The organism is Mycobacterium sp. E2699 (genome assembly GCF_001666745.1).
Taxonomy (GTDB): domain Bacteria; phylum Actinomycetota; class Actinomycetes; order Mycobacteriales; family Mycobacteriaceae; genus Mycobacterium.
Window position 1 is genome coordinate 96690 of record NZ_LZJH01000025.1, and the last position, 8817, is coordinate 105506.

The 8817-nt window shown below is 67.0% G+C and carries 8 protein-coding genes; 5 read left to right on the forward strand and 3 right to left on the reverse strand.

Translation table 11 applies throughout. From position 1 onward, the window contains the following. The first annotated feature begins 58 nt into the window (after window positions 1-58). Entirely contained in the window at window positions 59-814 is a 756-nt protein-coding gene (locus A5696_RS02255) for a hypothetical protein (protein WP_067872727.1), read from the forward strand. Window positions 815-845: 31 nt separating this feature from the next. Here A5696_RS02255 and A5696_RS02260 read toward each other — a convergent pair whose 3' ends face one another. Continuing rightward, the gene (locus A5696_RS02260) at window positions 846-2057 is read right to left on the reverse strand and encodes a cytochrome P450 (RefSeq protein WP_067872731.1); all 1212 of its coding nucleotides are present in this window, start codon (window positions 2055-2057) and stop codon (window positions 846-848) included. Window positions 2058-2154: 97 nt separating this feature from the next. On the opposite strand from A5696_RS02260, the gene A5696_RS02265 reads away from it, so the two are divergent. After that, entirely contained in the window at window positions 2155-2781 is a 627-nt protein-coding gene (locus tag A5696_RS02265; protein WP_067872734.1) for a TetR/AcrR family transcriptional regulator, read from the forward strand. Window positions 2782-2981: 200 nt separating this feature from the next. Here A5696_RS02265 and A5696_RS02270 read toward each other — a convergent pair whose 3' ends face one another. After that, window positions 2982-3539, reverse strand: a complete 558-nt coding sequence (locus tag A5696_RS02270; protein ID WP_231964202.1) for a TetR/AcrR family transcriptional regulator — start codon at window positions 3537-3539, stop codon at window positions 2982-2984. A gap of 176 nt (window positions 3540-3715) precedes the next feature. On the opposite strand from A5696_RS02270, the gene A5696_RS02275 reads away from it, so the two are divergent. The 3 genes from A5696_RS02275 (at window position 3716) to A5696_RS02285 (ending at window position 6197) form a co-directional block, all read left to right on the forward strand. Continuing rightward, window positions 3716-4597, forward strand: coding sequence for an SDR family oxidoreductase (locus A5696_RS02275; protein ID WP_067872740.1), 882 nt, complete (start codon window positions 3716-3718; stop codon window positions 4595-4597). Further along, the gene (locus A5696_RS02280) at window positions 4594-4890 is read left to right on the forward strand and encodes a DoxX-like family protein (RefSeq protein WP_082968879.1); all 297 of its coding nucleotides are present in this window, start codon (window positions 4594-4596) and stop codon (window positions 4888-4890) included. The genes A5696_RS02275 and A5696_RS02280 overlap by 4 nt, the downstream gene beginning before the upstream one ends. A 74-nt stretch (window positions 4891-4964) precedes the next feature. Continuing rightward, window positions 4965-6197, forward strand: a complete 1233-nt coding sequence (locus A5696_RS02285; RefSeq protein WP_082968885.1) for a cytochrome P450 — start codon at window positions 4965-4967, stop codon at window positions 6195-6197. Window positions 6198-6235: 38 nt separating this feature from the next. Here A5696_RS02285 and A5696_RS02290 read toward each other — a convergent pair whose 3' ends face one another. Further along, window positions 6236-8809 (reverse strand): sugar epimerase family protein, encoded by a 2574-nt coding sequence (locus A5696_RS02290; protein ID WP_067872746.1) that lies wholly within the window; start codon window positions 8807-8809, stop codon window positions 6236-6238. Between the last annotated feature and the right edge of the window lie 8 nt (window positions 8810-8817).

Below are 8817 nucleotides of genomic sequence, written 5' to 3' on the forward strand. Positions count from 1 at the left end.
ACCTCAGGCGGCGCTGAATTCTGCCGCATCGGCGGTTTGGGCGTGGGACCATTTGCCGATGGACGCCGACGATCCCCAAAAGCGCATCGCTGACCTGGAACGTCAACTGGCCGAAGCCAAGGCGGCGGGGCAGGATCCCGATGATCGCGCGCGCCAGTACGCACAGTCGTTGTGGGAGGGCTTACGCTCCGGCGGTCCCGCGGGCCCCGGGGGGCCGTCCGCGCCCGAAATGGCGCAGCATCGAGAGGCTTTCATACAGGCCGCGGCCCAGGCGGGGCTTTCGCCGGAGCAGATCGACAACGTCTTCAAGCACGGCAAGGCGACGTTCAAGGTAGGGCATTCGGTCGTGTATTCCGGGCAGGGCGCCACACCGGACTACGGCGCGGTCGGCGGCATCCCACAGCCGCTCGGCTTTGGCCAACAGGTCGGCTCGAGGCGCCACGTCGCGCAGGGCCGCCGCCGGCCGTGGGGCATGCGGGGTTGGCCCGATCGGATCGGGGCGATCATCGGGGCCCTCGGCATCTGCATCGGGGCGGCCGCGTCATTGACCGCGATGATGCCGGCGAGCGCGATGTGGACGAGTCCCTTCGTGTGCGACAGCGGGTACCAACTGGCGTACGACACCACTGCCTACAGCTACAAGCCCGGCCAGTCGGGCACCAGCGTGAGCTTCGAATGCGTCGGCGCCACGGGCTCTTACGAGCCCAGCTGGATCGCGATCGACGCGCTGCAGACGATGCTGACCACCGTGGTGCTGGGCGCCGCGGTGGCCGTGGGTTTCGTGATCTGGCGGAGCTTCCGCAGGGCGAATTAGTCGTGCCCGTCGGCGATGGCCGCGAAGTTGCTCACCAACTGACCGGCAACTCTTTCATGCCGTAGATGTCCGCCTCTTTGAACCTCAGCTCGTCCGGCGGCACCGCCAATTTCAGCCCCGGTAGCCGTCGCGCCAGCGTGGCGAATGCGACCTGCATCTCCACCCGGGCGAGATTCTGGCCTATGCATTGGTGGGTGCCGTAGCCGAAACCCAAGTGGCCACGGGTATTTCGTTCGGGGTCGAAAGTTTCGGCATCGTCGACGAATTCGGTGTCCCAATTTCCTGCGGGCAGGTTCATCAGCACCATGTCTCCGGCACGGATCGGCTGACCGCCGAGGATGAAATCCTCCGTCGCCACCCGATCCACCTGGCTGTGCACGATGCTGAGATAACGCATGAGCTCCTCGACGATGTTGGCGACAACGGCGCGGTCGTCGGTTTTACCCAGCCGGGCGAACACGTCTGGATGTTCAAGCAGCGCAACCGTTCCCAGCGAAATCATGTTGGCGCTGGTTTCGTGGCCGGCCAGCATCATGACCACGGCCGTCATGGCCGCCGTCTCGCGGGTGAGCTGCCCGGTCGCGACGTAGCCGGTGACGAGGCGGCTGATCAGATCATCACTGGGATCGTCCGCCTTGCGATCCACCAGCTGCTGAATGTAGGCATACATTGCCCCGAAGGACTCCGCCCTCTGCGCGTCCGTGGTGGTCCACTCGAGCCCACGCGTGGAGTGGTGCTGGAAGAAGCCCAGGTCTTCGGATGGCACACCCAGCAAAAACGCGATCACCAGTGATGGCACCGGCAGGCCAAACTCACTGACGAGGTCCGCGGGCGGCCCGCCGGCGATCATCTCGTCGAGGTGCTGATCGACCAATGCCTGAATATGCGGCCGCATCCTCTCGCAGCGCCTGAAGGTGAAGTCACTGGTCAGCATCCGTCGCAGCCGATGGTGCTCCGGGTCGTCGATCCGCGCGAACATCACCGGGGTGGTGCTGTCCGGGCTCGCCGGCTTCATGGCGGCCGGAATGGTGTCCGCGGACAGGCGCGGATCCAGCAGCGCCGCCCTGATGTCGTGGTAGCGACTCACCACCCAGGCCGGCCGCCCGTGATACATCGACCGTCGCAGTCCGGGCTCCTGACGCCAATTCACGAAGTCGGCCGGCGGATGAAGCGGGCACCGCGCATCGCGCGGCGCCGGTATGACGGGAAGATCCTTCTCGGAAAGCTCGGAAATCCGTGTCATATCAGCGCTTCCGCCTTAAATGTCAGCCATCTGCCAGTTATACGAAGCAGCGTAAAACCCCCGCAGGTGGCAGTCAACCGTCAGTTAGGCTGTGCAGATGACAGCGCTTGAAGACCGGCCGTTGCGGGCGGACGCGGCGCGTAACGCCGAGCGCATACTGCGCGCCGCCCGGGCCGTGTACGCGGAACTCGGGCCGGATGCGCCCATTGAAGCCGTCGCCCGCCGCGCGGGGGTCGGCGAGCGAACGCTCTACCGCAGGTTTCCGGCCAAGGCCGACCTGGTCCGGGCGGCCCTGGATCAAAGCGTCGCCGAGGACCTCACCCCGGCGATCGAGGACGCGCGAAGCGTGGAAGACCCCTTGCGTGGCCTGCACCAATTGATCGAAGCGGCAATAGGACTCGGTGCCCGCGAACGGCACCTGCTCACCGCCGCTCACCGGGCCGGGTCGCTGACCGCCGACATCTCGGACTCGCTGAACAAGGCGCTCTACGAGCTGGTGCGGCGGGGCCAAGAGGCCGGGCTTGTCCGCGCCGACCTGGTCGGCGATGATCTTCCGCGCATCATCGCGATGCTCTACGCGGTGCTGCCGACGATGGATCCGGACAGCGACGGCTGGCGGCGCTACGTTGCCCTCCTGCTCGACGCCGTATCCGTGGGCGAGGCAAAGGTGCTGCCGGCCGGCGCCGCTCTGCGCATTTCGGAGCCCGGTAGCTGGCGGGTGTGAAGGTCGCGTTCGTCCCGCGACCACCCCCGGGCACACATGTACCGTCGCGGCGCGTCGTCAACGGTCAGCGCGCGTCGCCAATTGTCGGCTGCTTTGCACTCTCCAGCGGCAGTGGGGTGCCGGATGTTGTCGGCGCGGTCACGTCCATCCTCTCGGGATCCCCCCGCTGAACCGATCCTCGGTGTCGCCTTCTGATCAGCTCACTTCGGCGTCGAGATGCCGCACATCAGCGTGTCTATCAGTCCGTAATAGCGTTCGGTCGTTTCCCGCGCCGACGTCGTAACGCTGAGCATGCGGTAGAGCGTTGCTCCGATGAGTGCGTCGGTGGCAGCTTCGACATCGGCATCCGCCCGAATCTGGCCCATCGAGATTCCGGCGTGCAACCGGCGTGACACTGCATCGTGGAAACGGCCGGTGAGTTGCTGGTATAGGGTGTCGCGGTCGCTCAGGTCTTCAGCGGCGGCGGCGGCGAGAGCGCGGACGAGGGCGACATTCTCGGCAGCGGAACCGATTTCGGCGTATGCGCGCATCCAGGTTCTCAAGTCCTCGACCGTGTCTCCCGTATCCGGAAGCGTGAAGTCGGTCTGGTCGTAGGCTCGCATGACCGCCTCGGCCACCAGGGGGCCTTTAGACGGCCACCGTCGATACACCGTTTGGGTAGCCACACCGGCGATCGCTGCGACTTTGTCCATCGAGACACCGCTGTAGCCCGCTTCGACGAGCAGCGCGCGGGTGGCTTCAAGGATCGCCTCGTGCACGGCCGCGCTCCGCGGTCGCCCCCGCCGAGATTGGCTCACATGAAGAACCTAGAGCAATGGTTCGACCGCGCGCCTAGGCAACGGCGCCATGATGTGTAACGATTAACGAGAAAATTCTTCTCGTAATTGTTGGTGGTCGTCGCCGACGGCGTGCGTCTGGTCGTGAAGGTGGGTACATGCGCGAGCTGTGCGTCATCACCGGAGGCGCGGGTGGCATGGGACTGGCCACGGCAAAGATCGTCGGGCAAGACCGGCTGGTGGTCGTCAGCGATGTCAACCCCAGCCGCCTACAAGCCGCGTCAGCCGAATTACAGAGCCTCGGAATCGATTGCGTGACGGTCGAATGCAACGTGACCGACCGCTCCTCGGTCTCAGAGCTGATCGCCACCGCAACGTCGTCGGGCTCGGTGACCTCGGTGATCCACACGGCGGGTGTCAGTCCTAGCATGGGCGACGCCGAGCACATCCTGCGCATCAACGCGTTGGGCACGGTCCATGTCAACGAGGCGTTCCTCCCACTGGCGCGTGAGGGGTTCGCGATCGTCAATGTCGCGTCCATGGCCGCGCACATGTTCCCTCGGTTGTTCATACCCAAGCGACGGTTCAAGGACGCTCTGCGCAACGAGGACCGATTCATGGCCAAGATGAGCGCCGCCTGCAACATCGTGCCGACCGGAATACGCCCCGGTTTGGCGTACTCCATCAGCAAGAACTTCGTGACGTGGTACTGCGCCTCTCAAGCGGCCCGATTCGGCAGCCACGGCGCACGCATCGTCTCGGTGTCTCCGGGCAGCATCGACACCGAGATGGGCAGGCTGGAGGAGCGAGCCGGATCGGGCGCGATGGTGAAACTGGCCGCGTTGAAGCGCTTTGGGAAGCCCGAGGAGGTCGCCGAAGTGCTGGCTTTTTGCGCTTCGACCAAGCCCGGCTACCTCACCGGTGTGGACATCGCCTGCGACGGTGGCGTTCTGGCGGCGTTCACGCCCAAAAACTTACTGAAGGTAGCAGCACACAACCCGCAGCCCCGCATTCACCGAATGAGGACGACATCGCCATGAACAACATCGACACGCGCAGCGAGCGCACACGCCAAGCGCTCGGCCTCCTGGGCGGCCTGATCGGTGTGGCGCACTTCCTCGTTCCGCGGATCTTCGATCCCTTCAATCGCCTCGGTTTCCCCAACCACGCTCGCACTTTCACCTACGTCAACGGCGCGATCGAAACGGCGCTCGGCGTCCTCCTGCTGCGCGCAGACACGCGTCGACCAACGGCCGTCTTGTCCGCCTGCTACATCACCTATTTGACGATCAGCATCCTTCGTACCCAACTCCGCATGCGGCCGTCAGAATAGGAACGACGGTGTCGATCAGCCAGACCGCCCACAAGGCAGCCCAAACCCTCAGTCCGGTCGCTCGCGCCGTGCGGATGAATGTCGCCGCCGCCATCCGGACCCGCCGACGCGGCTACGACGGCTGGACCGGCGCCATCAACACCGACTACGACCCGCAGAACCCCGCCACCGCCGCGGACCCGTTCGACGCTTACCGCGCCCTGCACCGAAGCGGCAGAGTGCACTACAACCCCAGGCGCGCCACCTTCATCCTCAGCCGGCTTGACGACGTGCGGGCCGCGTTGCGCGACACCGACCAGGTCACCAGCGCCCAAGGGGTAACCCGACTGAGGATCTCGGGCCCGCTGGCAGTGGTCACCGACGGCGAAGAACACGCCCGGCTGCGCAAGCAAGTCCAACCGGGATTCAGCAAGGGCGCCATGAAGTCCTGGCAGGAGATGACCGAGAAGCTGGCCACCGACCTCGTCACCGACGTGCTGAACGACCCGGGCTGCGATGTCGTACAGCGCTTGGCCATACCGATGCCGATCAGCCTGATCGCCCAGATCCTCGGAATACCCGACACCGACATCGGCGACTTCCGCCGTTGGTCCGAACGCGCCGTCGGAGTCATGGACCTGACGCCCACGCTGTCCAGTCTCGTCGATGCGGCCAAGACGATGTCGGCGATGTTGGCGTTACAGCGTTATTTCACAGGCCAATTCGCCACGGGTGGACTCAAGGGGTCCAACACCGTGCTCGGGCGGCTCATCGAGCACAACACCGACGGCAGCCTCACCGACCGTCAGCTTCTGCTCATCGCCATCCACCTGCTGATCGCCGGCAATGAAACAACGACCAACCTGCTGGGCGGAATGTTCGACACGCTGGCCCGCCGGCCAGATCAGTACGACCTGATCCGCGCCAACCCCGACCTGATCCCGCTCGCGGTGGAGGAGCAGCTACGCATCACCACTCCCATCCAGAACCTCTACCGCTACACCCGGGCCGACTACCAAATCGGCGATGTCACCATCCCCACCGGATCACGCGTGCTGCTGTCCTTCGGCGCCGCCAACCGCGACCCCACCGCGTTCGACGACCCCGACGAGTACCGGGCCGACCGCGACCCGCGAACCCACGTCGCCTTCGGCTACGGCGCACATATGTGCCTGGGCGCACCGCTGGCCCGCATGGAAGCCCAAGCAGTGCTGCGGCAACTCGTCACCCGCGTCGCCCGAATCATTCCCGAGGGCGCGACGCAGTGGTCGACGCACAGCTCGCTCCGCGGACCGACCCACTTGCCGATCCGCCTCACCCCGGCCTGACATAGACCATTGCTTGTACGCCAACGAGACCCAGCCTCCTAGGGGCCCGCTTCGAGCACCCGAATCTCGCCCGTGGCGCCGTCGACCTCGACGAGGGCACCCGGTCGCAGGGACCGGGTCGCCCCCGCAACGTCGACCACACACGGGAAACCGAATTCGCGGGCCACCACGGCTGCGTGCGACATCGGGCCACCGAGCTCGGTCACCACGGCCGCGGCGTAGCAGAACGCGGCGGTGTACCCGACGTCGGTGACCTCGGCGACGAGAATCTCGCCCGGTTGCAGGTCGTCGATCGTCTCGGGCCGCACGATCCGCACCCTGCCACGCACCCGGCCGCCGCAGACGCCCACCCCGCGCAGGGTGTCCCCACCCGCCAGCGCCGGCGCCGACGTCGTGGTCGGCTGCCAGCTCCCGCTGAACACCGTCGGCGGAACGACACCGGCCAGCCGGCGCTGCTCGGACCGCCGCGCCGCCACCAGCTTCGCGACATCCGGTGGCAGAGCATCGAGTTCGTCGACCAGGAGATAGAACACGTCGTCGGCGCTTTCGAAGACCTCGGCGTCGACCAGCCGCCGGCCGTACTCGCGCAGCAGGCCACGCAGCACCCAATTGGCCCGCACCACTTTGTCGCGGCGGGTTTCGCGATCCCGCAATTGCCGCACCGCCAGAGCCGCGACCGGCTTGGCGTGCAACGGAATCGCCGGATGCACCGGCTGTGGCGTGGCAGCCGCGCTGAGGGTCTTGGTCACCATTCGGACCAGCAACTCCGGATCGTCGGCGTAACTCGTTGACAACATCTCGAGCTCCGCGGGGCCACGATGCCCGATCAGCGCCAGCTCGGCGAGCACCGCGGCGTGGAACTCGGGGGCGTCGACGGCCAGCTTGCCGAGGCGCTCCCCCGGTTCACCCAGCAGGCGAACCACGTCCGGATCGCGTTGTGCGGCAGCCGCCAACCGCTGCATGGCCTCCACCGACCGGGCACTGACGAGTTCCGGGCCGGCCTGCGGCGCGGTATCTCGTCCGCACAGGGCGCGCAACAACACGTTGTAGGCCGCGCACAGCAGGAACGAACCCGCCGCCAGCACCCAGCCGTGCACCACGTGGTCGCGCGCCAACAGGATCAGGCTGAGCAGCCGGCGGTCGTCGAGCCGGGTCAGGTCGTCGCCCGCGAGACGCTCCAACCGATCGACGTCCGCGACGAAGGCCTCGGTGTCTCCGGCCGAGCCGGCGCTCAGCCCGAGCAGGTTGACGCCGAATACCCCGATGTTGCGCAGGGTGCGCAATTGCCTTCGGGCACGGCCCGATTCCAGCGGTGGGCGCTCGTCGCCGAAGACCGGCAGGGACGCCATGCTCGGGCCGAAGAACCCACTGTTGCTGACCACCGTCGCCGGCTTGATGAAAGGAACGGTCTCGGCCATGAAATGCGCCGTCGTGATCGCGCCGTAGAGCCGGTGGGCGAACACCGCGACCATGCGCATGGCGATCTCGCGTTGGATCATCCCGCCCGGCCGCAGCCGCTCGGCGACGCACACGGCGCTGGCCCGCAGCCCGCGCACCGTCGCCGATGCCGACGACGGCGAGAACGGGCCGGGCAGCGCCTCGGACAAGTTGGTCGCCAGGAATGTCGGGAAACGCGGGTCTATCGGCGTATCGAACTCGCCGTTGACCCCTCCCGGCCCGGCCAATACCGGCGCAACACCGTCCTTCGCGGGGGCATCGACGGCGGGCAGATCCTGGATATGGGCGAGGCGCCACGGCAGCGACAGCACCCGCTTGCCCAGCGTGACCCGCCCGCGCACCGCCAGCGCGAGGTCGTCGACGCATTCGTCGGAGTTCCACGCCGGCTGGTATCCCCATTCCTCGCGCAGGCGTCTGGTATCCATCGGCGGCGCGCTCTGCACGAGTGCCAGTTCGGCGAACGGGGCAACCATCGGCACGACCGGCCGCCCGAGGGCGGCCGCGATCCGCCGGAATGTCGGCGCGCCTGACGCCGCGAGATTTATTGTCTGGCTTTTGATTTCGGTGTCGAGGACCGCGCGCGTCAGTAGCGCGAGCGCGTCGTCGAGGTGGACCAGCTGAACGGGACGATCGGCGAATCGTCCGGGAAACGCCGGCAGGGCAAAGACGCGGCGCACCCAGTTGTCGACGCCGCGACCGGCGATGAGCGCGCAGCGAATCGCCACCGATTCGGCCTCGGCTCCGGCGAGCAGCTGTTCGACGCGCGCCCGCTGCCACCCATCGGTGGACGTCGGGTTCAGCGTGTCGCATTCGGTCTTCGGGGCATCTCCCCCGCCGTAGACGTGTGCCGACGACGGGAAGACGATGCGCCGGGTTCCGGCTTCGGCCATCGCGTCGAGGACGTTGCGCGTCCCGCCGATGTTGACCTGCTCGCTGTTGCGGGCCCACGCGCAATGCGCGACGACGTCCGCGCGGGTGACGGCGCGCCTGACCGCGTCGGCGTCCCGGATGTCAGCGACGACGAATTCGGCAGCGCTCGACCAACTTTCGGGCCGGTGCCGGGCGATGCCGACGACTTCGTGGCCCTGGCTGAGCAACCGGGCGGCGAGTCCGCGGCCGAGCACACCGCCGGCCCCGGTGACCGCAATCCTCACGGGCTACT

Bases quoted from the DNA above. Each gene is read 5' to 3' on its own strand.
- A5696_RS02285 (WP_082968885.1), top strand. From the start codon at position 4,965: ATGAATGTCGCCGCCGCCATCCGGACCCGCCGACGCGGCTACGACGGC.
- A5696_RS02275 (WP_067872740.1), top strand. From the start codon at position 3,716: ATGCGCGAGCTGTGCGTCATCACCGGAGGCGCGGGTGGCATGGGACTG.
- A5696_RS02260 (WP_067872731.1), bottom strand. From the start codon at position 2,057: ATGACACGGATTTCCGAGCTTTCCGAGAAGGATCTTCCCGTCATACCG.
- A5696_RS02255 (WP_067872727.1), top strand. From the start codon at position 59: ATGGACGCCGACGATCCCCAAAAGCGCATCGCTGACCTGGAACGTCAA.
- A5696_RS02280 (WP_082968879.1), top strand. From the start codon at position 4,594: ATGAACAACATCGACACGCGCAGCGAGCGCACACGCCAAGCGCTCGGC.
- A5696_RS02265 (WP_067872734.1), top strand. From the start codon at position 2,155: ATGACAGCGCTTGAAGACCGGCCGTTGCGGGCGGACGCGGCGCGTAAC.